We start from the raw sequence: 25,255 nt of genomic DNA, 5'->3' as shown, positions 1-25,255 counted from the left end.
ATGGAAGCAAAGCTAACGGCCAACCCTGTCAGATTTAGGAATTTAGTATGGTTAAAGTGTCCGTGACCAACCTCGCCGGTCAAACCCAGACGATCGAAGCCGAGGAGGGTCTCTCCCTCATGGAAAATATCCGCAACAATGACTTTGACGACCTAGCCGCCATTTGTGGGGGCTGTTGCAGCTGCTGCACCTGCCATGTCTATGTAGACGCTGATAACTACAGTGACCTGCCCGCGATGGAAGACGACGAACAATATCTTCTGGAAGACAGCGAACATTTCCGCGACGGTTCATCACGTCTATCCTGTCAAATTGAAGTAGACGGTTCGATGGACGGCCTCAAGGTTACAATCGCACCAGAAGCCTAAGCCAACACACTCTGCCCTCAGGAGCAAACCATGGCCCAGACGCCAAGCCTTCTCACCTCTAAACCAGACGCCAAAGCAATCCCCATCCGCATCGTTGATGCAGAGATGCTTGCAGAGAAACCTGCTGACATTCAGGCCTGGGCCAAGGCGTCCCGCTTCAAGGGGGAGGCGGGTGAGTTCCTGCGCATACAGGGCAAAAATGGTGTTGGAGAAGTCCTGATCGGCACCGGCGGCGAGCCGCTCACACCTTGGAGTCTTGCTGACGCTGTCACGAACTTGGATGAAGGCATTTATGCGCTTGAGGGTGCCAGCGCGGATGAATGTGAGATTGCCGGGCTTGGCTGGTGCCTCGCTCAGTACCGCTTCGATCGCTACCGCTCCTATGAGAACACAGGCCCTCGCACATTGATCGTTCCTGAAAGCACGGATATTGCGACAATTGAGCGTGCTGTGGCATCCATCAGCCTCGTGCGTGATCTCGTCAATACACCGGCCGAGGATATGGGTCCTGCGGACCTGCAGGATACCGCCGAAGCCCTGGTTGAAGAGTTTGGCGGCACATGTGAGACAATCGTCGGAGAAGACCTGCTTGATGAGAATTTCCCTGCGATCCATGCCGTGGGGCGCGCCGCCACTGAAGGCCGGGAACCCCGCCTGATTGACCTGCGCTGGGGCGAGGAAGGGCCAAAACTCACCCTTGTGGGCAAAGGCGTATGTTTCGACACCGGCGGGCTGGACCTCAAGCCCGCGTCCGGCATGCTGATCATGAAGAAGGATATGGGAGGTGCGGCGCACGCGCTTGGCCTCGCGCGGTTGATCATGGCATCCGGCCTCAAGGTTCAACTTCGTGTGCTAGTCCCCGCTGTTGAAAATGCTGTCAGCGGCAACGCATATCGCCCCGGCGACGTTATCGCCACCCGGAAGGGCCTCTCGGTCGAGATCGGCAACACAGACGCAGAAGGCCGCGTTGTGCTTTGTGATGCGCTTGCACTTGCCTGTGAGGAAAAGCCTGACCTGTTGATGGATTTTGCGACATTGACCGGTGCCGCGCGTGTCGCGCTTGGCCCGGACCTGCCCGCGACATACGCAAACGATGATGCACTTTGGGGCGCGCTAGAGAACGCCGCAAAAGAAGCTCAGGACCCCTTATGGCGCATGCCTCTTTGGGCACCCTATGACGCGATGCTCAAAAGCGAGATTGCGGATATGAACAACACGGCTGATGGTCCGTTTGGCGGTTCCATCACCGCCGCGCTTTACCTGCAGCGTTTTGTTGAGAAGTCCGTACCCTGGGTGCATTTCGACGTCTTCTCATGGATGCCGTCTGCCAAGCCAGGACGGCCGAAGGGCGGTGAAGCACAGGGCCTGCGCGCCTGTTATGATGCACTAAAAAGTTTCTTGAAGCTTGACGCTTAAGGCACAAAGGGGCAGTCTTAAAGGCAATCCCGTGTAGCGTTTTCGGGGATCATTCCGGTAAAGGAACGGATATCGTGACCGAGAAAACGAACCCGCGTATGTTGAAAATCTGGCACACCGCTAACCTCAATGGTGTGCGCTCGGACGAGCCTGACCTGACCATGCGGCAGATGACACTTCTCCTCACGGTTTATATGACCAAAGATCCCCACACCGTAAGGGGGCTTGCCGCCAGGATGAATGTGACCAAGCCGGTGATTACCCGCGCGCTGGATACACTGGGTCGCATGGGCCTGATAAAGCGCAAGCGCGACGAGAGCGACCGCCGCAATGTGCTGGTGCAGCGCACGGTGAAAGGCGCTGTCTACTTAAGCGAAGTGTCTGACCGCATTCTGGCGGCTGAAAAGCTCGTCGATCAGGACCTGGGCGATTATGAATGACCTGCTTCATTCTTTCGGATTGCCGCCACTTCATGACCCGGAAGGTTGCCTCTCAACATCCAAACGGCTTCTAGGCGCCACACAGATTGACGGCGTTATCACCCGTCCTGTTGCGGCCCTGAAAGCCCGTCCCGAAAGCACATCGGAGACCTTGAGCGAGGTTCTCTACGGTGAGCCCGTACAGTTGCTTGCAGAGGTACCTGGCTGGTGGTTCATGGTGTCTATTATTGATGGATATATGGGTTGGGTGGGTGAAAGTGCTGTCGCTGAATTTGAGGTGCTGCCCACACACCGGGTTAGTGCACCGCTTACGCATGTTTATATCGCGCCGTCCCTCAAGTCAGAGCCTCAGCTCATACTGCCCATGGGCGCCTATCTTACCCTGCCCGGCCCGCGCGAGGGCGGCTTTGCGGAAACGGCTTTTGAAGGCTGGGTCTATGAAAAACACCTGATGCCAATCGGCCAAACGGATACGGGCGAAGATCCTGTCACCATTGCCGAGCAGTTTATCGGCTCACCATATCTTTGGGGTGGCCGCTCAAAGCTGGGCATCGACTGTTCGGGCCTTGTTCAGGTATCACTCGCCCATACTGGCTATCGTGTGCTGCGTGACAGTGGGCCGCAGCTTGAGAGTCTCGGCAGACCTCTTGCAAGCGACGAGGCACCGTGCAGAGGCGATCTCGCCTTCTTCCCCGGGCATGTGGGCTGGATGATAGACGGTGTGCACCTGCTGCATGCAAACGCCACCAACATGGCTGTCACCATTGACCCCGTGGACGAAGTGACCGGCTGGGTACAGGCGGACCTTGAGAGAAAGAATCAAACCGGCCCGGCATTTCTCGGATATCGCAGGCTCTAGCCGTCCATTCTTGTCAGCACAAAAGAAAGGCGGCGCACCCATTGGGCACGCCGCCAATCCGCTCCCTTGAACGAAGCTAATTCTTAGTGAGACGCTTCCTCAGCACCTTCATCCGCCATCTCAGCAGCACCGTCCATCACTTCTTCAGCGGCTTCTTCTGCTGCAACAACCTCAGGCAGTGCCGGTGGGTTGTCAGAGAAGGAGCGAAGGTAAGCAATCAGGTCTGCGCGCTGATCATCCTTGCGGATACCGGCAAACGCCATTGACGTGCCAGGAACGGTGTTTTTCGGGCTGGCGAGCCATTCGTTGAGCAGCTCATATGTCCATGTGCCGCCATGCTCTGAGAGAGCGCCGGAATATTTGAAGCCGTCAACCGCCGCAACACCGCGACCGAGGATGCCATAGAGGTGCGGGCCAGTACCGTCACGACCGCCTTTTTCAACAGTGTGACAGCTTTTACATTTTGCGAACTGGCGCTCACCTTTGCTGAGGTCTGCGGTCTGCAACAGCTCAGCAAGCGATGGGCCTTCTTCCACAACTTCCTCGGCAGCGTCGGTTGAAGCAACTTCAACAGTGAACGCTGGCTTGGCATGTTCTTCATGGAAAACGCTCTCGGCCACCATTGAGATCACCATGATCAACAGTGCAGACGAAAGCACAGCTGCAAATACTTTATTCGATTCTAAGGACACAGGCTCTTCTCCTTGCAGGCGAGCAACTGGATAACAATGGCCCGCCCCTAGATTTCCCTGACAGACGCAGACCGGTAATTCGGGCGCGACAATAGCCGCTCATGACCCTGATTTTCAAGTCGTCATTTGCACCATTTTCGCACCTATTGGCAAAAAACAGCATTTTTTTTGCTTCTTTTCCATGAGGCATAAGCGCACAGGGCCATAAAGAGCCACTTCCCGCGTTGACTTGGCCGGATTGCATTGGCACAAGGTCTTTTCATTTGTTTCAAAATTTTCCGGGTGAGTAAAATATCATGACAGGCCAGCCAACTGCGCCAATCGGCGCCGCTGAGAACAAGATCGCCTTCCAGGGCGAACTGGGTGCATATTCTCATATGGCGTGCCTGGCCAAGTTTCCCGATATGGAAGTGCTGCCTTGCCCGAGCTTTGAAGATGCGATGGCCGCTACAAAAAACGGCCTCGCGCGGCTCGCCATGATCCCGATTGAAAACTCAACAGCAGGGCGTGTGGCAGATATTCATATCCTGCTGCCCGATAGCGGCCTTTATATCATCGGCGAACATTTTGAGACGATCCGCCACTGCCTGCTTTGCCACAAGGACGCCAGCGAAGAAACACTGACAAGGGTGACCAGCCACGTGCAGGCCATTGGACAGTGCCGCAAAAACCTGCGCGCCATGGGGCTCGAGCGCCTGCCTTTTGCTGACACCGCAGGTTCCGCCAAACATGTGGCTGAGGTGGGTGACCCAACGCTAGGCGCAATCGCGAGCGAGTTGGCCGCCGAGGTACACGGGCTTAAAATACTGCGCAAAAACTTTCAGGATGAAGGGCACAACACCACCCGCTTTGTGGTGCTTTCGCAGACCCCAGTGACGGTAGACGAGATTGAAGGGCCTGTGATGACCAGTTTCACCTTCGAGGTACGAAACATCCCCGCCGCGCTCTATAAGGCGCTTGGCGGTTTTGCCACCAATAGCGTGAACATGACGAAACTTGAGAGCTATTACGAATCGGACAGCTTCACCGCCACCGAGTTCTATGCAGATATCGAAGGCCACGAAGGCATGGAAAATGTACACCGTGCCATGGAGGAGCTACGCTTCCATACCAAACGGGTCCGCATCCTTGGTACCTATGGGCAGGAACGCCCGCGCGGCATGAGCTAACCTACGCTGCTTTGGCGGCAACGGCCTTGTCCGGCATAACATAGTGATGCTTGGCATAGTCGCTATCAAGCGTCTCAAGGGTGTAATACTGCTCCAGCACGGACGGCTTTTTAAGTAGATCCTCGTTATCTGACAGGAATGCCTCAAAGTCGGCATAGTGCCCGCGTCGTTGCCGCTCGTTGATGATCATCAGGTAAGCCCACGTGATTGTCTCGTGATAGAGGCCATCCGCACCATTCAGTTTCGCCCAATTGATCAGCCGTGCCCGGAAACGCTCAATCGCTTCCGTCAGCGTGAAACGCGAAACATAGATCCACGCCAGATGTACATGAACCTTGTGGCTGAAAGCTTCACGCGAGAGTACGCCGCTTTCAAATGTACGAAACAGGTCCAGGTCGTTCATGATTTTGCCTCCTTACTCTGTGAGCTTATGGCTCATGGTCGCATCAAGCGTGCAGCCATAGATGGCCTTGAGCGCTGCGATCTTGGCACGTGTCTCCGCTGAGAATGCTGGTTCCTTGCCATCAAACGCGTGCAGTACAATGCCTTCAAGCAGGTCACCGAGAGACATATCAAGATACTCGGCGGTGCCCTTAAGCACCTTCACCAGCTGCTTCTCCATGCGCACGCCTGTCTGTACCCGCTCAATTTTCATAGCTTCAGCTCTTCGTGATTTTTGTTATCTATGTACCATGGTAACATTTCAATGACAAGTAGATGATGCTTGTGTGTCACTGAGGCCAATGACACGGCCAGTGGTGGCGGTAGCACACCACGCAAATTGCATGAACGTATCGGAAAGACAGAATCAGAAGGTCAGCCAGTCACCGCCTTCACCTTTTTCAATCACTTCGGCAAGGCCGCCTACTTCAACCTGAGGCCGAGGGATAAGTGAGGTAGGGTCGATATCATGTTCCCTGAGCGCGCTGTCACAGGCGACAAAACGCACATTCAAGGCTGAAATGCCGTCGAGCAGCACCTCGGTATCTGCCACACCGCGCGCATCAAGAGCTGCATCCATCTCAGTCGCTGGCTCACCCTCACTTGTCTGCATGGCGGCCCAACCAGCTTTGGTGACAAATCGCACAGCAGCTTTAGAGAAAAAGAAGGTAACCGGGCGGCCCATGGCCGCGGCTGTGGCACCTGTCATAAGCGCCATGTGGATACGCTCCGCCCGCGCAGAAATCATCATCAGGGTCATAGGGCGTTTGCTGGCCATCTATAATGCTCCGCAACTTGGGCAGGCTGGGTCTTTTGGCAGGCCAATCTTGCGCACCATCATGCTTTGCGCGTCAACCAGCACCATTTTGCCCGCAAGGCTTTCGCCCGCGCCGGTGATCTCTTTCAGCACCTCAAGGGCCTGCATCGTGCCGACCATGCCCGCCACAGCACCCAAGATGCCAAAATCCGCGCAGGTGCGTTCAGCCTCCGCCCCGGGTGCTTCGGGCAGGAAACAGCGGTAGCAGGGCAGACCACTCCCTGCGTGCGGCTTGAAGGTCGCGAGCTGGCCCTCGTATGGCCCAAGCGCGGCAGATACCAGCGTTTTACCGAGCGCAACACATGTGTCGCTCACCAAATGTCGGGTTCTGAAATTATCGGTACCGTCAGCCACGATGTCATAAGCTCCGGTGATATCGCGTGCGTTCTCATCGGTCAGGCGAACGGTGTGCGTCTCAACCTTTACGTCCGGGTTAAGCGCAGCGATTTTCTCCTTAGCACTCAGCGCCTTTGCTTTGCCGATGTCTTTTGTTGTGTGGATCACCTGCCGCTGCAGGTTGGAGAGCTCCACCACATCATCGTCCACAATGCCAATGGTCCCAACGCCTGCCGCCGCTAAATAAAGCAGCATCGGTGCGCCCAGCCCGCCCGCGCCAACAACAAGGACACGCGACTTTAGAAGCGCCATCTGCCCAGCGCCACCAACCTCCTTGAGGATGATATGACGAGCATAGCGCTCCAGCTGTTCGTCGGTTAAATCCATCGCGGCCTAGTTACCCATGAAATCCACAATATTGCCAAGCGTGCTGGTTTCGCCCCGGTAGAACTCCGTATAGGTGCACCGCTTGCAAGTAACCGCCGTGAACTTCCGGTTTTGCACATTGAAGAGCTTGGATAGGCCATTGCCCGTGACGGTGATTTCATCCGTCTCAAACTCATCGCTTTCGCACTTGATGCATGTCCATCCCTGAGCCATTGCAGGTTCCTTATTTTGTACCGGTTGATCCAAAACCGCCTGCACCGCGGGCAGTCTCATCAAGTGCCTCAACCTCAACCCATTCTCCTTGGGTTACGGGCGCAATAATCATCTGGGCAATGCGCATACCGCGTTCTATAGCAAAGGGTTCGTTCGAAAGATTGACAAGAATGACCTTCACTTCACCCCGGTAGTCGGCATCGATTGTGCCAGGGGTATTGAGGCAGGTGATCCCGTTCTTTGCCGCCAAACCGGAGCGCGGACGTACCTGCGCTTCATAACCAGCTGGCAATGCCATCGCGAGGCCAGTTGGGATCATCGCGCGCTCAAGGGGGCCAAGTGTAACAATCTCGCCATCAGCAAGAGCAGCATACAGGTCCATGCCCGCACTTTGCTCGGTTTCATACTTTGGCAGCTTAAGGTCCGCCCCATGCGGCAGCTTGACTACATTGATCGCTACTTTTGCGCTCATAATCCCCTGATCCCTGAAATCGATTATTGTTTAAGTTTGTCTGCTATTTTTTGGGCAAGCCTGACAGCAACCTCTGTTTTACCAAGGCGTGGCCAACTCTCAACACCATCCACCGAGATAAGATGCACTTCGTTCTCAAGCCCACCCATAATGCCGGTGCCACCTGAAACATCGTTTGCGACGATCAGGTCACAGCCTTTGCGCTCCCGTTTAGCGCTTGCATACTCAATGACGTTTTCTGTCTCAGCCGCGAAGCCCACCACAAGGGTCGGGCGGCCTTCTGTCATTCCGGCCAAGCCTTTTAAAATGTCCGGGTTTTCAGCGAAGGTGAACTGAGGCAAACCGTCTTTCGACTTTTTCAGCTTCTGCACACCGCCGTTTTCCACGCGCCAATCTGCCACAGCCGCCACACAAACGGCGCCATCAGCGGGTAACGCTGCTGTCACGGCGGCTTGCATCTCAAGGGCGGTTTGCACATCCACGCGGCGGACACCAGCCGGTGTCTCCTCCACTGTTGGCCCAGCCACTAATGTGACCGATGCACCAAGCCCCGCAAGCGCACCGGCAATGGCAAAACCTTGGCGTCCGGATGACCGGTTGGCGATATAGCGCACCGGGTCGATCGGCTCATGCGTGGGGCCCGCGGTCACAATCAGATGTTTGCCCGCAAGTGGCTGGCCCGCACCGCCAAAATAATCTTCAATCGCGGCAACAATATCCATCACCTCAGACAAGCGCCCGGCACCCACTTCGCCGCATGCCAGGAGGCCCGCCTCAGGGCCCACCATCAGGATGCCGTCCCGTCTGAGCGTATCAACATTGCGGCGCGTGGCCTTGTTGTCCCACATCTCTGCGTTCATGGCCGGGGCAACCATCACCTGCTTGTCTGTCGCGAGGAGGATGGTGGACGCGAGATCGTTGGCAATGCCGTTCGCCATTTTCGCCATCAGGTCAGCTGTCGCTGGGGCCACGACAACAAGGTCGGCCTCGCGGCTCAGCCGGATATGCCCCATCTCCGCCTCATCCTTGAGCGAAAAGAGATCTGTATAACACTGCTCACCGGTCAGGCTCGCCACAGATAGCGGCGTGATGAACTGCTGACCACCGGCGGTGAGAACCCCGCGCACACTCACACCGCGCTCCATCAGGCGTCGTGCCAGATCAAGCGACTTATAGGCCGCAACACCGCCACCGATTATCAGAAGTATGCGTTTACCATTGAGCATATGCTTGCGCCTGTGTGCCGTTGAACAGTTATTCTGCTCTGGATCATATAGGCGTCTTTGCCCAGTGCCGCAATCATTCAACCGGCATTACCACAGTAGAAAAGGCGCCAACCCGCATAAGGAAAGCGCCTTGCACACGTTTATCCAAAGGCCTTAATCAGCAGAAATTTTCCGCGAATCGACGCTATAGCCGCCGGCACCCGCCACCATCAGCATCAGGTAGCCCCCCATCATCGCGAAGTTTTTGAGGAACATGCCCATTTGCATGGGGTCGGTAAAATTCGCGTGAAACAATACCGCCGTCAGCCCGCAAAAACCCGCGAGCAGCAAACCAGCAATCCGCGTCTTAAACCCAACAAGCACCGCAAGCCCGGCCAAAAGCTCAAACAAGGCCGCAGGCCAAAACAGGAAGCCCGGAACGCCCATTTGCTGCATATATTGCATGGTCGCCCCGTGATCACCCATGATCTTACTGAGCCCCGCACCAACAAAGATAAGTCCGAGGATAACGCGCCCCAAAACATGGGCAACTGGCATAAGTTTTTCCATGTCCATCTCCCCTACTGGAAAGAGGAATTGTCCCTCAGTTCAGGCGTTCGCGCAAGTAAGCTTAGGATGTCAGCATTTTTACGAGCAGCGCGCCGATTGCGAGACCAAAACCGAAGGGGTAAAGTCTTGATGATGCCTGCTTTTCTTCAGGAGCATCAGCCCGCAAATCTTGTTTCGGCTGATCTTCTTCCATCAACCAGCGCTCAAGCCGTGCTGGCAGGCGTTCAATAAATCTGGGCAGGTTATTGATAGCGTCAGCCAGACGGGCTTCAGGGGATAGGTTCGCGCGAATCCAGGCTTCAATAACCGGCTCGGATATCTGCCACATGTTAGCCTTCGGGTTCAGGTGAAGCGCCATACCTTCGGCCATAACCATGGTCCGCTGAAGTAGCAGGAGCTGGGGCTGGGTCTCCATCGAGAAACGCGCCGTGGTGGCAAAAAGCTGAGCGAGCAATTGGCCCGCTGATATCTCCTCAACCGGCAGATCCATGATGGGATCAGCGATAGAGCGAAGCGCCTGCGCGAACTCCTCAAGGCTTTGATCCTTGGGCACATAGCCGGCATCAAAATGAATTTGCGCAACCCGCACATAATCACGCTTGATGAACCCATAGAGAATTTCCGCGAGGAACCGCCTCTCTTCCTTTGAGAGACGCCCCATGATGCCAAAGTCAACGGCGACAATCGTACCGTCCTTTTGCACCAGAAGATTGCCCTGATGCAGGTCTGCATGGAAGTATCCGTCCCGCAGTGCCTGGGTGAGGAAAACCTGAACAACCCGTTCTCCCAGGGCCGCCAGATCATGACCAGCAGCCTCAAGGGCGCCGCGGTCCACCAGGCGAATGCCGTCCACCCACTCAAGGGTCAACACACTCTTGCTGGTGAGGTCCCATTCCACGCCCGGCAGTCGGTATCCTGCCTCACCCGCCATGTTTTCCGAGAGTTCCGCCGCTGCCGCGGCTTCAAGGCGAAAGTCCATCTCGCGGAGAACGGTTTCTCGAATTTTATCCACCACTTTGCCAAGCCGCAGGCGCCGAGCTTCCCGCACCTTGGCCTCCGCTTTACCCGCCAGCCATTCAAACAGGCTGAGGTCTCGCGTGAAACGCTGAGCAATATCCGGCCGCAAAACTTTCACGGCTACCGGCTTGCCTGCAATGGTCACAGCCTTGTGCACCTGCGCGATAGATGCTGCCGCGATAGGTGTCTCATCAAACGCCTGGAAATGATCTGTGAGTATGCCGCCAAGCTCTGCCTCTATCACTTCTTTTGCTGCTTTGAAGGGAAATGGTGGCAAACTATCCTGCAGCGTGGTCAAACCGTCCGCGATTGGTCTGCCAACAAGATCCGGGCGGGTCGCCAGGGTTTGCCCAAGCTTGATGTAAGCGGGCCCCATAGCAGCCAAAGCGCGCGCGAGCCGTTCACCATCGCTTGTGGGCAGGTTACGTTTGCGCGGGATATAGAAAGTGGTGGCCCGAAGCAGCTTCGGCGCCCAGGCGGGCACCAGATCAATGCTTGAAAGCGCACGGATAGCGCCGTAGCGGCGCAGACCCGCCGCAAGCCGAAATAGCTGGAAAAGATGCCACAGTGTACGCACGCTGCTCCCTTCCGCCGCCGCTAAAGTCGCGTGCCGCTATGGATAGCCACCACACCCGCAGACATCGTCCGCCAGGTTACACGGCCAAAACCGGCATCCTTGATCATATCTGCGAACCTTGGCGGGCTCGGGAAACGCCGGATCGATTCGACCAGATATTGATAGCTGTCCGCATCCCCCGTGATCACCTCACCCATTTTAGGGATCAGGTTGAAGGAATAGGTATCATATGCCTGCTGCAACACAGGCACCACCTGCGGGCTGAACTCAAGGCAGAAGAATTTCGCACCCGGCTTTAACACCCGGTAAGCTTCCGCGAGCGCTTCTTCCACGCGGGTAACGTTCCTTATACCGAAAGCGATGGTATAGGCGTCTTTGGAGCGGCTTTCAAACGGCAGTTTCTGCGCATCACCACACACAAATTCCGCCCGACCAGCATAACCTTTCTCAGCGGCGCGCACGCGGCCAACACGCAGCATCTCCGCGTTGATGTCGCACACCGTTACTTCACCGCCATCAGAGGCATCAAGAAAACGGAACGCTATGTCGCCTGTCCCGCCCGCAACATCAAGGAGGTGCATGCCCGCTCTCGGGTTGAGGCTATCGATCAGGGAATTTTTCCAGACCCGGTGTACGCCTGCGCTCATCACATCGTTCATAATGTCATAACGGTCGGCAACAGAGTTGAACACACCGCGCACGAGCGATGCCTTCTCACCCTCCTCGACGGTCTTGAAGCCAAAATGCGTTGTAGAAGCTTCGCCACCCGGCGCGTGTGTTGCCGATTTTGCCGTCTTGCTTGCTGTCTCTTTGTTGCCGCTTGACATCTGCCATGTACCTTGTTGCTTTACATGCGCTAAATTTGGCGGACCATAGCCCAGCACACGCTTAAAATACCAGCATCCTTTTATATTAAGAAATGAGCGCGACAAAATGCCCGAATTGCCCGAAGTAGAAACTGTCCGTCGCGGGCTCGCGCCTGTTCTTGAAGGTGCCGTCATAAAAAGCGCGGTCGCAAGGCGCCCAGACCTCCGCATACCCATCCCCGCCGACTTCAGCGCAAGGTTAAGCGGCAACCGGGTGGAACGGCTCACTCGTCGCTCAAAATACATCCTTATAGAATGTGCCGACGGCCTTATCGTTATACTGCATTTGGGCATGTCTGGCCGGGTCACCATTGTGCCTGCGGGAACACCGACACCGGAGCCCGGGAAACATGACCACATCATCCTCATCACAGAACGCGGCGATCATATATTCTATAATGACACCCGCCGTTTTGGCATGGTGACCTTCACGAGCGTAAGCGACATGGCCACACACCCGCTTCTGAAAGACATCGGGCCAGAGCCTCTGGGCAATGCTTTTAACACTGATGTGTTGGGGGACGGGCTAAGAGGCCGGAAAAGCACGATCAAAGCTGCTCTTCTTGACCAAAAATTGGTTGCGGGCCTTGGCAATATATATGTATGCGAGGCTTTGTGGCGCGCAGGCATTCACCCGGCACGCATTGCTCAGTCGGTCACGGCGGAAGAGGCCTCAAAGCTTGTGCCCATCATCCGTGACGTTTTGGCAGAAGCCATCGAGGCAGGTGGCTCCACCCTCAAGGACTATGCCCGCACGGACGGCGAGCTTGGCTATTTTCAGCATAGCTTCAAGGCTTATGGTCGTGAAGGTGAAGGCTGTTCGAAGCCGGGATGTGGTGGTACGGTCGAGCGAATCGTGCAACAAGGACGCTCAAGCTTCTTCTGCGGCACCTGTCAAAGTTAGAAAGTACCACACGTTAACCGAGGACTTTATGCGATACGTTGCTCTTCTCCTGTTCTGTGTCACGTCTGCCCTTCATGCGGAGGATGTGTTCATAGAAGGACTGCCTGATGTGCCGCAACTGTCTGTGGTGACCTCTATCGAGGGTGAACCCGTTGTGTTTGATACACCCGGCGGCACCGTTGCTGAATTTATCCTCAACATCAATGTCGCGGCGCCTGCCGCTTACCAGGCCTATAATGAAGCGCTCACAGGGCTCGGCTGGGCCTGCACGTCTCGCCCAAGTGATATGGCATGTGCCCGCGAAGAGAATCGCCTGGTCTTCTCAACGCCGGAAGAAGGCGCAAACGCCAAGCGCATCATCTTGCGCCTTGAGCCTATAGAATGACCATATCTTCCCGCTTTTCAGCGCCCACGCATAAAGGTCTTTTCAAACCGGCTTGAGCGCAGTAGGAGTCTCGACCGAGGTCGGATCAAGAAAAGGCTGATTGATGACTTTTGAAACGATTCTGCTCGACAAGCAGGAAGGGGTTGGGCTCATCACGCTTAACCGCCCCGATGCCCTTAACGCGCTGAATAGCACGTTGCTGGGTGAGCTGGGGGAAGCGCTTCTGGCGCTTGACGCAGATGATGAGGTCGGCGCGATTGTCGTAACCGGCAGCGAAAAAGCTTTCGCCGCGGGCGCTGATATCAAACAGATGGCTGAACTGACATTTGCCGATGTCGCGAAAAGTGACATGTTTGGCAATATCAACAGCGTTTTTGCTCGTGTGCGCAAGCCCGTCATTGCGGCCGTTAGCGGTTATGCGCTTGGTGGTGGCTGCGAGATTGCCATGGCATGTGATTTTATCATCGCGGCAGAGAACGCAAAATTTGGCCAACCTGAAATTAAGCTGGGTGTTATTCCCGGCATTGGTGGTTCACAGCGCCTGACGCGCATTGTCGGTAAGTCCAAAGCTATGGACATGATGCTGACCGGCCGCATGATGGACGCTGTGGAGGCGGAACGTGCGGGCCTTGTAAGCCGCATCCTGCCAACGGAAGACATGCTGGACGGTGTGATGGAGATCGCCGGTGCTATAGCCAGCCTCTCCAACCCAAGTGTTGCCTTGGCGAAAGAAGCTACCAACCGCGCACTTGAAACAAGCCTGGCCGAGGGCCTCTTGTTTGAGCGCCGGGCCTTCCATTCGCTGTTTGCGACGGAAGACCAGAAAGAAGGCATGAATGCCTTCATCGAGAAACGCCAACCGCAGTTTAAAAACTGCTAGTGGCACCATGAGGAGGGCGGAAGGCTAACGAGACCCTAAGTTTTATAGCCTTCCCCTATTGACGCACGGTACGAAGCGGTATATAGACCCGACCTCGAATTCAATAGCGGTCGCGCCTAATTTGCTTGCGGCCCTAAAACGATAGAAAATGTGGACGTGTGGCGCTGGACGGTTTTTGAGGCGCAGTCCTAAAAAGGTTAGAAGAAATGGCAAATTCAGTACAAGCCAAGAAACGCATTCGCCAAAACGAACGTCGCCGCGCGATCAACAAATCCCGCGTTAGCCGTATCCGCACCTTTGTTCGCAAAGTGGAAGAAGCGATTGCATCTGGCGACAAGTCTGCAGCTGGTGAAGCACTCAAGAGCGCACAGCCTGAAATCATGCGCGGCGTAACCAAAGGCGTTATCCACAAGAAAACGGCTTCCCGCAAAGTTTCTCGTCTGTCTGCTCGCGTTAAAGCGCTCGCTTAATCAAGACTGACCGATTCGCCGAGCAATCTGCCCGGCATGAGTTGAAAAAAGCTGCACCACCTTGGTGCGGCTTTTTTATTGTATACAAACGGCGGAACAAAACAGGCACACCAGTGGGGGTGAAACCCGCCTGAATCAAGATATTGTGTACCGCCCTGAATCGCGCCATAGGGCTGTGAATTTTATTCCTGTCAAGCGATAGAATCGGTTGAGGCTGACCCCTCGCGCCTGTACATTCCGTCCTTACGCGGTGGGCCGGTCGGACAACCAACCTTCTCTTCCGAGAGAGCAGTCCGAATGTGGTTCAGGCCCCAGACAGTGCAAATAATTTGAGCTGGGATCACGCCACCGTTTTTGAAAATAGCAGATCGGGACCGCAAGTGCCCTGACTGGCGCGTTGCCCCTTTTATTGGGCAACTGCATAACCGTCAGTGATGCAGGAATTGTGTCATAGCTTTGCGGAACAAGCATCGGGACGACAATTGTTCAGAGTAAGGGGGTTATTGCCCGATGTCAGAGAGGGAGCAGGATACCATGGGGGCTACCGGGGGGGTTGCATCCACGCTGAACGAGAAGTTCGACGCGTCGCCTTGGCCGCGTGTGTGCGAAAAATTCAGACAGGAATTTGGCCAACACGCTTTTTCCAGATGGCTGGGCCAATTGGGTTATAACGGCATTGATGGCGGTACAGCTGAGCTGACAGCCCCGACAAAATTCGTACGGGACTGGATCCAGAGCCACTATGCGCCGCGCCTGAAGGATTTCTTTACGGCTGAGGACCCACAGGTCAAAGCGCTCAGTATCCGTCTATCTGCTACCACCACTGCCACCAAATCCGAAGCGCCTCTGCCCGCACAGGGCGAGAAAACCAGCCCTGCAACCATTGGCAGCCGGGCCGATGAAAGCTCAGCGCTCGACCCCAAATATACCTTTGACAGTTTTGTTGTTGGCAAGTCCAACGAGCTGGCCTACGCGGCTGCAAAACGCATCTCGGAATCAGATGATGTAACGTTTAACCCGCTCTTTCTGCATGGTGGTGTTGGCCTTGGCAAAACCCACCTGATGCACGCCATTGCGTGGGAGAGCAAACGCAACAACCCAAACAAACGCATCGTCTATATCTCGGCCGAAAAATTCATGTTCGAGTTTATCGCAGCGCTTCGCTACAAGGACACACACGCCTTCAAACAGAAGTTCCGCGCTGTGGACCTCTTGATGGTTGATGATGTTCAGTTCATCGCCAACAAAGAGAGCACGCAGGAAGAATTTTTCCACACGTTCAACGCACTTGTCGACAATCGTTGCCAGGTGGTTATCACCGCAGACCGCTCACCGACAGATCTTGAAGGCATTCAGGAACGTATCGTATCCCGTCTGGGATGGGGCCTTGTGGCTGATATTCACCCGACGGACTACGAGCTGCGCCTTGGCATTTTGCAGTCGAAGGCCGAGCAGTCCAAGAATGTTGACGTACCCGCAGAGGTGCTCGAGTTTCTTGCCCGCCGTATCACATCCAACGTGCGCGAACTGGAAGGTGCCCTGAACCGCGTACTGGCTTACGCAACGCTTGTTGGGCGCCCTATCACAATGGACATGACCCGCGACGTGCTGCAGGACCTTATTCGCGCCAATGACCGCAAACTGACAATTGATGAGATCCAGCGGGCAGTAGCCGACTATTTCAACCTGCGGCTTGCGGAGATGCTATCAGAGCGCCGCGCCCGCACGATTGCCCGGCCACGGCAGATCGCCATGTATCTCTCTAAGCAACTCACAAGCCGCAGCCTGCCGGAAATTGGTCGCCGCTTTGGCGGACGTGACCACACAACGGTTATGCACGCGGTGCGCAAGATTGAAGATTTGCGCCGGGATGATAGCCAGCTGGATGAAGATATCACCCGCCTTGGTCGCCTGCTGGAAGGCTGATATCACGCCCATGACTGGGGGATAAAAAGCTGATATGCGACTCGGCTGATTTCCTTAGATTCTCCACCTCAAAAAAAAGCGCCTTTTTGGCGCTTTTTCGTTTGGTTTGGGCGTCAAAATCGCTATTGTTCCGTATGAAATAAATCCTCATTGTTTCGGGCGATTTTTGCCCATTTCTGTGCCACTGGCTGGGAGGCGGTCAGTAGCAAAGGATAAGTGCCCCAAACGGGCAGGGATAATGAGGCGGGAGTGTCCGGCACGGGGGCAATGATACCAGCGCCGGAAGCAACAGTCAGATAAGAAGAATTATCCATGAAAGTCACTATTGAACGGAATTCCCTTCTCAAGACACTGGGCCACGTGCAGTCAGTTGTAGAGCGCCGGAATACCATCCCCATTCTTTCAAACGTGATGATCGAGGCCGACGGCGACATAGTGTCGATGACAGCGACAGACCTTGATATAGCCATTATTGAACGCACGGGCGCGTCAGTGGCGCAAGGCGGGGCAATCACCGTGCCTGCGCACACCCTGTTCGACATTGTACGCAAGCTGCCTGACGGTGCCGAGGTTGAGTTGACCGCAGAAGAGAACGACCGCCTTATCGTGAAGGCTGGTCGCTCACGCTTCACACTCGCCTGCCTGGACAAGGAAGATTTCCCGGTGATGAGCGAAGGCGATATGCCGCACCGCTTTGAGCTGGCCGCTGCTGAGCTGAAGCGCCTGATCGACAAGGCACGCTTCGCAATCTCCACAGAAGAAACCCGCTATTACCTGAACGGCATCTATCTGCATGTTGCAACCACGGAAGACGGTTCTACGCTGCGTGCGGTTGCCACCGACGGCCACCGTCTCGCTCAAGTAGAGCAGGACGTGCCGGACGGGGCCGCAGGCATGCCGGGTATCATTATCCCACGCAAGACAGTGGGCGAAATTCGCAAGCTGATCGACGAAGTTGAAGGCAATATCCAGATATCGCTCTCAGACACCAAAATCCGCTTCGCTTACGACGGCGCCGTAATCACTTCCAAGCTGATTGACGGCACCTTCCCTGACTACAGCCGCGTGATCCCGAAGGGCAACGACAAGATGCTCGAGATGGATTGCCGCTTGTTCGCGGAAGGTACCGACCGGGTATCCACCATCAGCTCCGACAAAACACGCTCCGTAAAACTTTCCATCGCCAATGATACGCTCACGCTGTCGGTCAACAGCCCGGACAGTGGCACGGCGACGGAAGAACTGGCAGCCTCATACGGCGCAGATGCACTTGAGATCGGCTTCAACAGCCGGTACCTGCTCGATATCCTCGCGCAGGTTGAAGGTGACACCGTGCAGGTATTCCTCGCCGACCCATCTGCCCCAACGGTCCTTCGCGACATGGTCGACGAAGGTGCCCTTTACGTTCTGATGCCGATGCGGGTCTAATGAGGCCCCATTGGCTTTGAACCCAATTGACGAGTTTAAGCATTGAAACGCCAATCCATACTGCCTGTGCTGACGCTGGTGACTTGCCATGGCTGACGCAGAAAGGGCCTGGAGCACCGAGGTGAACGGTGGCGTTTATGTGCGAAACCTGATGCTGACAAACTTTCGTTCTTACACGCGCGCATCGGTCGCACCGTCTGGCACCACCCCGCTTGTGGTGCTTACCGGGCATAACGGTGCGGGCAAAACCAATGTGCTTGAAGCGCTCAGTTTCCTTGCCCCCGGCAGGGGCCTGAGGCAGGCGAGCGTCGCCGAGGTTGCGAAACAAGGCAGCACGTCACCATGGGTGGTTGCCGCCACGCTTGGTGTATCAGGCGACGATATCAAGGTCGGTACCGGGCAAGACGCTGACGCAACAGACGGCGCAGGCAAGCGGGTTGTTCGCATGGATGGCCAAACCGTATCGAGCAGCAATATGCTGGGGGACCGATGGTCCGTCACATGGCTGACGCCGCAGATGGATCGGCTGTTCATTGAGGGGCCATCGTCCCGCCGCCGGTTCCTCGACCGCTTGGTGCTGGGGCTATATCCTGACCATAGCCGCCAGGTTGGCGCTTATGAGCGGGTGATGCGGGAACGCAACCGTCTGCTTGGTGACAGGGGCATGCATGCCGATGCGGCGTGGCTAAGCGCTATAGAGGCTCGTATGGCTGAGCATGCTGTTGCCGTAGCGACTGCGCGCCTTGATTATGCGGGGCAGCTTGCTGGCCAATTGGAAGCTGCGGAAGATGGACCGTTCCCGAAGGCGGAGCTGGCGATTGACGGCTGGCTTGAGGGATTACTTGCGGATGGTATGGCCGCCGTGGAAGCTGAAACCCTTTATAGGGACAAGCTCCTGAGCTTACGGGGCAGAGACATGGCAAACGGCCGCACAGGCGAAGGGGTTCATAGAACAGACCTGATCGTCACCCATGCGCCCAAGGCGATGCGGGCCGACCTGTGCTCCACCGGTGAGCAGAAAGCGCTTCTGGTCGCGCTTGTGCTTGCCAACGCGAAACTACAGTCAGCCATGAAGGGCCAGGCGCCCTTGATGCTGATGGATGAAGTTGCAGCGCATCTCGATGAAAGCCGTCGAGCCGCGCTTTTTGCCGCACTGGCCTCCCTTGGTGGCCAATGCTGGCTAACTGGCACCGACCGCAGCCTGTTTGCGGCGCTCGAAGGCCAGGCAGAATTTTTTGACGTGTGCGATGGTTCGATCCAACCGGCGCTCCAGTAGAGGATGAAGGGTCAAAGGCATGAGTGAAGAAATGACAAATACGCCAGAACACGAATATGGCGCGGATTCGATCAAGGTTCTCAAGGGCCTTGATGCCGTGCGCAAACGCCCTGGCATGTATATCGGTGATACGGAAGATGGTTCCGGCCTGCACCATATGGTGTTCGAGGTTTCCGATAACGCGATCGATGAAGCGCTCGCTGGCCACTGTGATCTGGTCACCATGACCCTCAACCCGGATGGTAGCTGTACTGTGACCGACAACGGGCGCGGTATTCCAACCGACATCCACGAAGAAGAGGGCGTGTCCGCTGCACAGGTGATCATGACCCAGCTTCACGCGGGCGGTAAGTTCGACCAAAACAGCTATAAGGTTTCGGGCGGCTTGCACGGCGTTGGTGTATCGGTTGTGAATGCGCTTTCCGATTGGCTTGAGCTGCGCATCTGGCGGGATGGCAAAGAACATTTCATGCGCTTTGAACGTGGCGAGCCGGTTGACGATCTCGTTGTTGTTGGTGACGCAGGCGGCAAAAAAGGCACCTCGGTGACCTTCATGCCGTCTCTCAACACGTTCAAGTTTGTGGAGTTTGATTTTGACCGGCTTGAGCATCGCTACCGTGAGCTCGCCTTCCTAAACTCCGGCGTTCATATCCTCATTCGGGACAACCGCCATGCGGACGTGAAAGAGGTAGACCTGTTTTATGAGGGCGGCATCACCGCATTCGTGAAATATCTCGACCGCAACAAATCGAGCCAGATTGGTGAGCCCATCACCATCGTCGGTGAGAAAGACGGCATCACAGCCGAGATTTCCCTGCAGTGGAACGACAGCTATCATGAAAATGTGCTGTGTTTTACCAACAACATCCCGCAGCGCGATGGCGGTACCCACCTTGCGGCCTTCCGCACATCGCTCACAAGGACCATCAACAACTATGTAAATGAGAGCGGCCTGGCCAAAAAAGCCAAGGTATCACTCGCTGGTGATGATGCCCGTGAAGGCTTGACCGCTGTGGTTTCTGTGAAGGTTCCGGATCCGAAATTTTCTAGCCAGACCAAGGACAAACTAGTGTCATCCGAGGTTCGCCCGGCCATTGAAGGCCTGGTGAACGAAAAGCTGGCCGAATGGTTTGGAGAACACCCCAGCGAAGCTCGCATGGTGATCCAGAAGATCATCGACGCGGCTTCAGCCCGCGAAGCTGCCCGCAAGGCGCGTGAATTGACCCGCCGCAAAGGCGCGCTCGATATCGCGTCACTGCCCGGCAAGCTGGCGGACTGCCAGGAACGCGACCCCGCGCTTTCAGAAATCTTCATCGTGGAGGGTGATTCGGCTGGTGGCTCCGCCAAGCAGGGCCGCAACCGGAAAAACCAGGCGATCCTGCCACTCAGGGGTAAAATCCTGAACGTGGAGCGCGCACGCTTTGACCGCATGCTGGCATCCAATGAGATTGGTACGCTGATCACCGCGCTTGGCACAGGTATCGGCCGCGAGGATTTCAACGCCGACAAACTGCGTTACCATAAGATCATCATCATGACCGATGCTGACGTGGACGGGGCGCACATCCGCACCCTGCTCCTGACCTTCTTCTACCGGCAGATGCCGGAGGTGGTGGAGCGTGGGCATCTCTATATCGCCCAACCGCCTCTTTATAAGGTAGGGCGCGGCAAGTCCGAGGTTTACCTGAAGGACGACAAGGCGCTGGATGAGTATCTGCTCAACCAGGGCACATCGGATGTCATCATCACCGACAGCACCGGCGCACAACACGCGGGCGCAGAGATCGAACATCTGGCAACTGAAGCGCGGGCGATCAAGGCAACCATGCAAAACGTACCGCAGCGCTACAACGCCAACCTGATTGAAACCATGGGCCTCTTGGGCGGCTTTGACGAAAAGCTGCTTGAGGATCAGGCTGGCAGGCAGGCGATGGCAGACCGTATTGCGGAGCGCCTGAACGTGCTTGCCACCACCGAGGAAGAAAACGGCTGGAGCGGCACCGCAGCGGATGACGGCGGTTATAGCTTTGCCCATGAGGTGCGCGGCGTGATTGACATGCACAAGATTGACGCGCATTTCATCGAAAGCCAGGAGGCGCGGTCACTTCACAAGCGCATGGGTGAAGTACGCGGCCTGTTCCAAGAACCAATCACCATCTCCCGCAAGGAAGAAAGCCAATCGGTCGGTACTCCGCTTGAGATGCTCGCGATCCTGCTCGCATTCGGGCGCAAAGGCCTTTCCATTCAGCGCTATAAGGGCCTTGGCGAGATGAACCCGGAACAGCTCTGGGAAACCACGCTGGACCCTGATGTACGCTCGCTGCTGCGGGTGAAGGTCAGCCAGGCAGACACAGCTGACGAAATCTTCTCCAAACTGATGGGGGATGTGGTGGAAGAACGCCGTAACTTCATCCAGGACAACGCGCTCAGTGTCGGCAATCTGGATATCTGATAAGTAAAAATAGAGCGGCTAGGGGGACCTTCTCCCTAGCCGCTTAACTCCGCCCTGCGCCTATTTTAACGCATCACCGCGTCAAGAATATCAAGACCCTCATTGAGTATCTCATCCGGTGCCGTCAAGGCAGGCAGGAAACGAATCACGTTTCCTCTGATACCGCATGACAGCAGTATCAGCCCGGCTTCTGCCGCGGCTTTCACGATCTCGGTTGTGCGTGCGGGGTCTGGCGCGTCAGCAACGCCGTCTTTCACGATTTCAATCGCAATCATGGCGCCAAGGGCACGGATCTCCCCGATCTCCTTGAGGCCACTATCCCGCATGGCGGTAAGCCGCGCTTTAAACAATGCGCCGATCTCATCCGCCCGCTCACAAAGCCGGTCTTCTTTAATGATGTCGAGCACCTTAAGCCCGGCCACACAGCCAAGCGGCGACCCGCCATAAGTACCGCCAAGACCGCCGGGTGCTGCCGCGTCCATCACCGCCGCCTTGCCAATCACACCCGAGATGGGGAACCCGCCCGCCATGGCCTTGGCAACAGTAATGAGATCAGGCTCAATGCCCGCGTGCTCAGTGGCAAACACCCGCCCCGTGCGGGCAAACCCTGTCTGGATCTCGTCACATATAAGCAGCATGCCATGTGTATCGCAAAGCTTCCGCAGCGCCTGCATGAACGTCGGCGAAGCAGCGTAAAAACCACCCTCTCCCTGCACCGGCTCCAGAATGATAGCCGCCACATCTTCGGGCGCGATATCGGCTTTAAAGAGGTCCGCCACCGCCTCAAGCGCCATATCTTCGGTCACACCATGATAGGGCACCGGATACGGCACGTGATAAATGCCTTGGGGGAACGGCCCGAAGCCTACCTTATAGGGGGCAACCTTGCCCGTGAGCGCCATGCCCATCATTGTCCGCCCGTGAAACCCACCCTTGAAGGCAATCACGCCGGGGCGTCCTGTGGCCGCGCGCGCGATTTTTACGGCATTTTCAACCGCCTCGGCCCCTGTGGTGAGGAAGATGGTTTTTTTCGGCGTATCGCCCGGTGCAAGCGCGTTCAGTTTCTCCGCGAGTGCGATGTAACTCTCATACGGCGTTACCTGAAAGCAGGTGTGGGAGAAATTATCGATCTGCGCTTTCACAGCCTCAAGAATGCGAGGGTCACCGTGGCCGGTGTTGGTGACAGCAATCCCAGTGGCAAAATCCACATATCGTTTGCCCTCAACATCCCATACCTCGGCGTTTTTGGCATAAGCCGAGAAGCGCTGGTGCATGCTGCCCACACCGCGCGGCACCGCGTTTTCGCGCCGGGCCCAAAGGTCTTTATTTTTGAGTGTTTCTGTATTGGTGGATTTCAGTTTTTTCAGCATCAGTCCAGCCCTCCCAGGAGGCAATATTTGGATTCCAGATAATCGTCGATACCGTATTTCGAACCTTCACGGCCGAGGCCCGATTGTTTGACCCCACCGAACGGGGCCACTTCCGTTGAAATGATGCCTTCGTTGATGCCAATCATACCATACTCAAGGGCCTCCGCCACGCGGAACACACGCCCCAGATCACGGGCATAAAAATAGGCAGCAAGGCCATAGGGTGTATCGTTCGCGAGGCGGATAACCTCGGCTTCATCGCTGAATTTGAACACCGGCGCAACTGGTCCAAACACCTCCGCCTGGGCAATCTCCATGGCCGGCGTGACACCGGTCAGGATGGTTGGGGCATAAAAGCTTTGCCCCGCGCCATGCCGTGCGCCGCCAATAACTGTTTGAGCACCATCTGCGACTGCCGCCTTCACAAGGGTTTCAACCTTGTCGCAACCCGCCTTATTGATAAGTGGCCCAACCGTCGTGCTTGCCTCAGCCCCGTGCCCAACCGTCAGTCCCGCGACCGCCTCTTTCAGCTTGGCGACAAATTCGTCATGCACGGCTTCATGCACAAAAAACCGGTTCGCACACACGCAGGTTTGCCCTGCATTCCGGTATTTGGATGCCATGGCACCCTGCACCGCAGCGTCAATATCGGCATCCTCAAACACAATGAAAGGCGCGTTGCCGCCGAGTTCAAGGCTGACCTTCTTGATCGTGGACGCACACTGCGCCATCAACAGCCGCCCGACTGCGGTTGACCCGGTGAAAGAGAACTTGCGCACGGTTGGGTGCGTTGTCAGCACCTTGCCAATCTCATCGGGTTTAGTGGTGGTGACAACCTTGAAGAGCCCTGTAGGCAAACCCGCCTGCAGCGCGAGCTTCTCAAGCGCGAGGGCGGTAAGCGGTGTGGCTTCCGCCGGTTTCACAACCGCGCTGCATCCGGCGGCAAGCGCAGGCGCCACCTTCCGCGTGATCATGGCAAGCGGAAAGTTCCACGGTGTAATTGCGGCCACAACACCCACGGGCTGCTTAAGCACCATGATACGCTTGCCGGGCGCAAAACTGGGTATGATATCGCCGTAAGCACGTTTGCCTTCTTCCGCGAACCATTCAATGAAGCTGGCCCCATAGAGCACTTCCCCCCGTGCTTCGGAGAGAGGTTTGCCGCACTCCGCCGTAATAATCTCAGCCAACTCATCCGCGTGCGCGAGTATAAGCCGGTGCCAGGCCATCATCAGGCTGGCCCGCTCTTTGGCGGTGCGTTTCGCCCAAAGCTGAAACGCCTGTTCAGCAGCGCCGATATGGTGCGCCACGTCATCAGCGGTCATGTCCGCGACTGTCATCAAATGCGCGCCAGAGGCTGGGTCCAGCACTTCAAGGCCCGGTATTTTGGCCGCAAAATCTTTTACCAACGGGAAATGTTGGGTCATCAAAACTATCCTTTTTGAAGGGTATCTGCGCGTTTAACCGCCGCGCTTTGGTATCTCAAGCGGGCCCAAAGTATCGAGGTATTCTGCCCGGTTCGCGAGGCCATCCTGCGGAAACTTGTGACCTGCATCACGGAAACTCTTTAGCGGCTGACCAAGGCCAAGCAGCCCTCGCTCCCGCACCCGCGCCACACGGGCAAGGTCGATCTCAAGCGCGATGATCTCTTCCATCTCACCAGCCTGATGAAGGATATCACCATCTGGACCCGCGATAACGGAACGGCCATTGGCCTGCTCGCCCGCGCCATTGATATCAACCACAAAACACTGCTGCTGGGCAGCGGTTGCCCGCACCATTGCGCACTCCACCTCCCTGTCGATAGAGTTCGTTAGTGTGGGGTGAATGATCACCTCTGCCCCCATGGTCGCAAGCGCGCGGCTGGTTTCGGGAAACCACATATCGTAGCAGATAGACACGCCAAAACGTCCCACATCCGGCACATCAAAGGTGCAGAACTCCGTCCCCTCTGCAACGCCTTTTTCGTACGGCAGAAAAGGGTACATCTTGCGGTAGCGGGTCACCACCTCACCAGTGGCTGAGATGACGCTGGTGGTATTGTAGACCTTGCCGTCCTTCTTTTCATACAGTGAGCCGTTCACCAGCCAGATACCCAGTTCCTTCGCGAGTGCCTTCAATCGGTCTTCCGTGTTTGAGGGCAGGGCTTCTGCGGTACCAACTGCGGCGCCACAGATGGCCAGCTCAGACAGCACAACCATTTGCACCCAGGGGTACCGAAGGGTGGTCTGCCTGATTTTTTTGATCACGAGCTCCAGATTACCGCTGTGCGGAAGCGCGAGCTGCAACCCTGCAATAGCAAATGGTTTCATGGTCTGG

Annotated in this window: 28 protein-coding genes; 13 read left to right on the top strand and 15 right to left on the bottom strand. The window is 56.2% G+C overall.

The features are described from left to right. Positions 1–47 precede the first annotated feature (47 nt). From ACN0XZ_RS04990 to ACN0XZ_RS04975, 4 genes are all read left to right on the top strand, one after another. Positions 48–368 (top strand): 2Fe-2S iron-sulfur cluster-binding protein, encoded by a 321-nt coding sequence (locus ACN0XZ_RS04990; protein ID WP_417456608.1) that lies wholly within the window; start codon positions 48–50, stop codon positions 366–368. Between the two features lie 30 nt (positions 369–398). Then, positions 399–1,784: a leucyl aminopeptidase family protein gene (locus ACN0XZ_RS04985; RefSeq protein WP_417456607.1), complete on the top strand. Its 1,386-nt coding sequence runs from the start codon at positions 399–401 to the stop codon at positions 1,782–1,784. Positions 1,785–1,882: 98 nt separating this feature from the next. Beyond that, complete coding sequence (locus ACN0XZ_RS04980; protein WP_417456657.1) at positions 1,883–2,224, top strand: MarR family transcriptional regulator; 342 nt, start codon at positions 1,883–1,885, stop codon at positions 2,222–2,224. Next, positions 2,217–3,083, top strand: coding sequence for a C40 family peptidase (locus ACN0XZ_RS04975; protein WP_417456606.1), 867 nt, complete (start codon positions 2,217–2,219; stop codon positions 3,081–3,083). Before ACN0XZ_RS04980 ends, ACN0XZ_RS04975 begins: the two co-directional genes overlap by 8 nt. Positions 3,084–3,166: 83 nt before the next feature. On the opposite strand, the gene ACN0XZ_RS04970 is transcribed toward ACN0XZ_RS04975, so the two are convergent. After that, the gene (locus tag ACN0XZ_RS04970; protein WP_417456605.1) at positions 3,167–3,775 is read right to left on the bottom strand and encodes a c-type cytochrome; all 609 of its coding nucleotides are present in this window, start codon (positions 3,773–3,775) and stop codon (positions 3,167–3,169) included. A 296-nt stretch (positions 3,776–4,071) separates the two neighbouring features. On the opposite strand from ACN0XZ_RS04970, the gene ACN0XZ_RS04965 reads away from it, so the two are divergent. After that, complete coding sequence (locus tag ACN0XZ_RS04965) at positions 4,072–4,944, top strand: prephenate dehydratase (protein WP_417456604.1); 873 nt, start codon at positions 4,072–4,074, stop codon at positions 4,942–4,944. Position 4,945: 1 nt separating this feature from the next. Here the strand turns inward: ACN0XZ_RS04965 and ACN0XZ_RS04960 are convergent, their stop codons facing one another. The 10 genes from ACN0XZ_RS04960 to ubiE form a co-directional block, all read right to left on the bottom strand. Continuing rightward, positions 4,946–5,347, bottom strand: a complete 402-nt coding sequence (locus ACN0XZ_RS04960) for a hypothetical protein (RefSeq protein ID WP_417456603.1) — start codon at positions 5,345–5,347, stop codon at positions 4,946–4,948. 12 nt (positions 5,348–5,359) lie between these two features. Further along, a complete protein-coding gene (locus ACN0XZ_RS04955; protein ID WP_417456602.1) occupies positions 5,360–5,599 on the bottom strand; it encodes a hypothetical protein in 240 nt (79 codons plus the stop codon). A 153-nt stretch (positions 5,600–5,752) separates the two neighbouring features. Beyond that, complete coding sequence (locus ACN0XZ_RS04950; protein WP_417456601.1) at positions 5,753–6,163, bottom strand: DsrE family protein; 411 nt, start codon at positions 6,161–6,163, stop codon at positions 5,753–5,755. After that, positions 6,164–6,925 (bottom strand): HesA/MoeB/ThiF family protein, encoded by a 762-nt coding sequence (locus tag ACN0XZ_RS04945; RefSeq protein ID WP_417456600.1) that lies wholly within the window; start codon positions 6,923–6,925, stop codon positions 6,164–6,166. It lies immediately after the preceding gene. A gap of 6 nt (positions 6,926–6,931) precedes the next feature. Next, positions 6,932–7,138, bottom strand: a complete 207-nt coding sequence (locus ACN0XZ_RS04940; RefSeq protein WP_417456599.1) for a zinc ribbon domain-containing protein — start codon at positions 7,136–7,138, stop codon at positions 6,932–6,934. Between the two features lie 10 nt (positions 7,139–7,148). Continuing rightward, on the bottom strand, positions 7,149–7,610 hold the full coding sequence (gene dut / locus ACN0XZ_RS04935) for a dUTP diphosphatase (protein ID WP_417456598.1): 462 nt from the start codon (positions 7,608–7,610) through the stop codon (positions 7,149–7,151). 23 nt (positions 7,611–7,633) lie between these two features. Continuing rightward, positions 7,634–8,836, bottom strand: a complete 1,203-nt coding sequence (gene coaBC, locus ACN0XZ_RS04930) for a bifunctional phosphopantothenoylcysteine decarboxylase/phosphopantothenate--cysteine ligase CoaBC (protein WP_417456597.1) — start codon at positions 8,834–8,836, stop codon at positions 7,634–7,636. Positions 8,837–8,989: 153 nt separating this feature from the next. Next, positions 8,990–9,385, bottom strand: coding sequence for a DoxX family protein (locus ACN0XZ_RS04925; RefSeq protein WP_417456596.1), 396 nt, complete (start codon positions 9,383–9,385; stop codon positions 8,990–8,992). Positions 9,386–9,446: 61 nt separating this feature from the next. Next, positions 9,447–10,979: a 2-polyprenylphenol 6-hydroxylase gene (gene ubiB / locus ACN0XZ_RS04920; protein WP_417456595.1), complete on the bottom strand. Its 1,533-nt coding sequence runs from the start codon at positions 10,977–10,979 to the stop codon at positions 9,447–9,449. Positions 10,980–10,999: 20 nt separating this feature from the next. Continuing rightward, on the bottom strand, positions 11,000–11,806 hold the full coding sequence (gene ubiE / locus ACN0XZ_RS04915; RefSeq protein ID WP_417456594.1) for a bifunctional demethylmenaquinone methyltransferase/2-methoxy-6-polyprenyl-1,4-benzoquinol methylase UbiE: 807 nt from the start codon (positions 11,804–11,806) through the stop codon (positions 11,000–11,002). A gap of 106 nt (positions 11,807–11,912) precedes the next feature. Between ubiE and mutM the strand changes: the two genes are divergently transcribed. From mutM to dnaA, 5 genes are all read left to right on the top strand, one after another. Further along, positions 11,913–12,749, top strand: a complete 837-nt coding sequence (gene mutM, locus ACN0XZ_RS04910) for a bifunctional DNA-formamidopyrimidine glycosylase/DNA-(apurinic or apyrimidinic site) lyase (RefSeq protein ID WP_417456593.1) — start codon at positions 11,913–11,915, stop codon at positions 12,747–12,749. 28 nt (positions 12,750–12,777) lie between these two features. Next, entirely contained in the window at positions 12,778–13,134 is a 357-nt protein-coding gene (locus tag ACN0XZ_RS04905) for a hypothetical protein (protein ID WP_417456592.1), read from the top strand. A gap of 103 nt (positions 13,135–13,237) precedes the next feature. After that, entirely contained in the window at positions 13,238–14,014 is a 777-nt protein-coding gene (locus tag ACN0XZ_RS04900) for an enoyl-CoA hydratase (RefSeq protein WP_417456591.1), read from the top strand. 206 nt (positions 14,015–14,220) lie between these two features. Continuing rightward, complete coding sequence (gene rpsT / locus ACN0XZ_RS04895; RefSeq protein WP_417456590.1) at positions 14,221–14,484, top strand: 30S ribosomal protein S20; 264 nt, start codon at positions 14,221–14,223, stop codon at positions 14,482–14,484. 534 nt (positions 14,485–15,018) lie between these two features. Next, a complete protein-coding gene (dnaA, locus tag ACN0XZ_RS04890; RefSeq protein ID WP_417456656.1) occupies positions 15,019–16,410 on the top strand; it encodes a chromosomal replication initiator protein DnaA in 1,392 nt (463 codons plus the stop codon). A gap of 122 nt (positions 16,411–16,532) precedes the next feature. Here the strand turns inward: dnaA and ACN0XZ_RS04885 are convergent, their stop codons facing one another. Continuing rightward, positions 16,533–16,724 (bottom strand): hypothetical protein, encoded by a 192-nt coding sequence (locus ACN0XZ_RS04885; protein WP_417456589.1) that lies wholly within the window; start codon positions 16,722–16,724, stop codon positions 16,533–16,535. On the opposite strand from ACN0XZ_RS04885, the gene dnaN reads away from it, so the two are divergent. The 3 genes from dnaN to gyrB all read left to right on the top strand — a co-directional run bounded on the left by dnaN (position 16,723) and on the right by gyrB (position 21,566). Further along, on the top strand, positions 16,723–17,838 hold the full coding sequence (gene dnaN, locus ACN0XZ_RS04880) for a DNA polymerase III subunit beta (RefSeq protein WP_417456588.1): 1,116 nt from the start codon (positions 16,723–16,725) through the stop codon (positions 17,836–17,838). The genes ACN0XZ_RS04885 and dnaN overlap by 2 nt on opposite strands. 88 nt (positions 17,839–17,926) lie before the next feature. Beyond that, positions 17,927–19,114, top strand: coding sequence for a DNA replication/repair protein RecF (gene recF, locus ACN0XZ_RS04875; RefSeq protein WP_417456587.1), 1,188 nt, complete (start codon positions 17,927–17,929; stop codon positions 19,112–19,114). Between the two features lie 19 nt (positions 19,115–19,133). Next, positions 19,134–21,566, top strand: a complete 2,433-nt coding sequence (gene gyrB / locus ACN0XZ_RS04870; RefSeq protein WP_417456586.1) for a DNA topoisomerase (ATP-hydrolyzing) subunit B — start codon at positions 19,134–19,136, stop codon at positions 21,564–21,566. 65 nt (positions 21,567–21,631) lie between these two features. Here gyrB and gabT read toward each other — a convergent pair whose 3' ends face one another. The 3 genes from gabT to ACN0XZ_RS04855 are packed head-to-tail and all read right to left on the bottom strand — an operon-like array spanning position 21,632 to position 25,248. Further along, the gene (gabT, locus tag ACN0XZ_RS04865) at positions 21,632–22,936 is read right to left on the bottom strand and encodes a 4-aminobutyrate--2-oxoglutarate transaminase (RefSeq protein ID WP_417456585.1); all 1,305 of its coding nucleotides are present in this window, start codon (positions 22,934–22,936) and stop codon (positions 21,632–21,634) included. Then, positions 22,936–24,363, bottom strand: a complete 1,428-nt coding sequence (locus ACN0XZ_RS04860) for an NAD-dependent succinate-semialdehyde dehydrogenase (protein ID WP_417456584.1) — start codon at positions 24,361–24,363, stop codon at positions 22,936–22,938. Before ACN0XZ_RS04860 ends, gabT begins: the two co-directional genes overlap by 1 nt. A 33-nt stretch (positions 24,364–24,396) precedes the next feature. Then, a complete protein-coding gene (locus ACN0XZ_RS04855) occupies positions 24,397–25,248 on the bottom strand; it encodes a carbon-nitrogen hydrolase family protein (RefSeq protein ID WP_417456583.1) in 852 nt (283 codons plus the stop codon). Between the last annotated feature and the right edge of the window lie 7 nt (positions 25,249–25,255).

The sequence above is a fragment of the Kordiimonas sp. genome, from assembly GCF_048264555.1.
Classification (GTDB): Bacteria; Pseudomonadota; Alphaproteobacteria; order Sphingomonadales; family Kordiimonadaceae; genus Kordiimonas.
This window is presented reverse-complemented; position numbering and strand designations above follow the sequence as displayed.

Bases quoted from the DNA above. Each gene is read 5' to 3' on its own strand.
- ACN0XZ_RS04960 (WP_417456603.1), bottom strand. From the start codon at position 5,347: ATGAACGACCTGGACCTGTTTCGTACATTTGAAAGCGGCGTACTCTCG.
- ACN0XZ_RS04885 (WP_417456589.1), bottom strand. From the start codon at position 16,724: ATGGATAATTCTTCTTATCTGACTGTTGCTTCCGGCGCTGGTATCATT.
- dnaA (WP_417456656.1), top strand. From the start codon at position 15,019: ATGGGGGCTACCGGGGGGGTTGCATCCACGCTGAACGAGAAGTTCGAC.
- ACN0XZ_RS04900 (WP_417456591.1), top strand. From the start codon at position 13,238: ATGACTTTTGAAACGATTCTGCTCGACAAGCAGGAAGGGGTTGGGCTC.
- rpsT (WP_417456590.1), top strand. From the start codon at position 14,221: ATGGCAAATTCAGTACAAGCCAAGAAACGCATTCGCCAAAACGAACGT.
- dut (WP_417456598.1), bottom strand. From the start codon at position 7,610: ATGAGCGCAAAAGTAGCGATCAATGTAGTCAAGCTGCCGCATGGGGCG.
- ACN0XZ_RS04855 (WP_417456583.1), bottom strand. From the start codon at position 25,248: ATGAAACCATTTGCTATTGCAGGGTTGCAGCTCGCGCTTCCGCACAGC.
- gyrB (WP_417456586.1), top strand. From the start codon at position 19,134: ATGAGTGAAGAAATGACAAATACGCCAGAACACGAATATGGCGCGGAT.
- mutM (WP_417456593.1), top strand. From the start codon at position 11,913: ATGCCCGAATTGCCCGAAGTAGAAACTGTCCGTCGCGGGCTCGCGCCT.
- ACN0XZ_RS04980 (WP_417456657.1), top strand. From the start codon at position 1,883: ATGTTGAAAATCTGGCACACCGCTAACCTCAATGGTGTGCGCTCGGAC.
- ACN0XZ_RS04990 (WP_417456608.1), top strand. From the start codon at position 48: ATGGTTAAAGTGTCCGTGACCAACCTCGCCGGTCAAACCCAGACGATC.
- ACN0XZ_RS04975 (WP_417456606.1), top strand. From the start codon at position 2,217: ATGAATGACCTGCTTCATTCTTTCGGATTGCCGCCACTTCATGACCCG.
- ACN0XZ_RS04955 (WP_417456602.1), bottom strand. From the start codon at position 5,599: ATGAAAATTGAGCGGGTACAGACAGGCGTGCGCATGGAGAAGCAGCTG.
- ACN0XZ_RS04950 (WP_417456601.1), bottom strand. From the start codon at position 6,163: ATGGCCAGCAAACGCCCTATGACCCTGATGATGATTTCTGCGCGGGCG.
- ACN0XZ_RS04965 (WP_417456604.1), top strand. From the start codon at position 4,072: ATGACAGGCCAGCCAACTGCGCCAATCGGCGCCGCTGAGAACAAGATC.
- dnaN (WP_417456588.1), top strand. From the start codon at position 16,723: ATGAAAGTCACTATTGAACGGAATTCCCTTCTCAAGACACTGGGCCAC.
- ACN0XZ_RS04905 (WP_417456592.1), top strand. From the start codon at position 12,778: ATGCGATACGTTGCTCTTCTCCTGTTCTGTGTCACGTCTGCCCTTCAT.
- recF (WP_417456587.1), top strand. From the start codon at position 17,927: ATGGCTGACGCAGAAAGGGCCTGGAGCACCGAGGTGAACGGTGGCGTT.
- ACN0XZ_RS04860 (WP_417456584.1), bottom strand. From the start codon at position 24,363: ATGACCCAACATTTCCCGTTGGTAAAAGATTTTGCGGCCAAAATACCG.
- ACN0XZ_RS04940 (WP_417456599.1), bottom strand. From the start codon at position 7,138: ATGGCTCAGGGATGGACATGCATCAAGTGCGAAAGCGATGAGTTTGAG.
- ACN0XZ_RS04985 (WP_417456607.1), top strand. From the start codon at position 399: ATGGCCCAGACGCCAAGCCTTCTCACCTCTAAACCAGACGCCAAAGCA.
- ACN0XZ_RS04945 (WP_417456600.1), bottom strand. From the start codon at position 6,925: ATGGATTTAACCGACGAACAGCTGGAGCGCTATGCTCGTCATATCATC.
- ACN0XZ_RS04925 (WP_417456596.1), bottom strand. From the start codon at position 9,385: ATGGAAAAACTTATGCCAGTTGCCCATGTTTTGGGGCGCGTTATCCTC.
- coaBC (WP_417456597.1), bottom strand. From the start codon at position 8,836: ATGCTCAATGGTAAACGCATACTTCTGATAATCGGTGGCGGTGTTGCG.
- gabT (WP_417456585.1), bottom strand. From the start codon at position 22,936: ATGCTGAAAAAACTGAAATCCACCAATACAGAAACACTCAAAAATAAA.
- ubiE (WP_417456594.1), bottom strand. From the start codon at position 11,806: ATGTCAAGCGGCAACAAAGAGACAGCAAGCAAGACGGCAAAATCGGCA.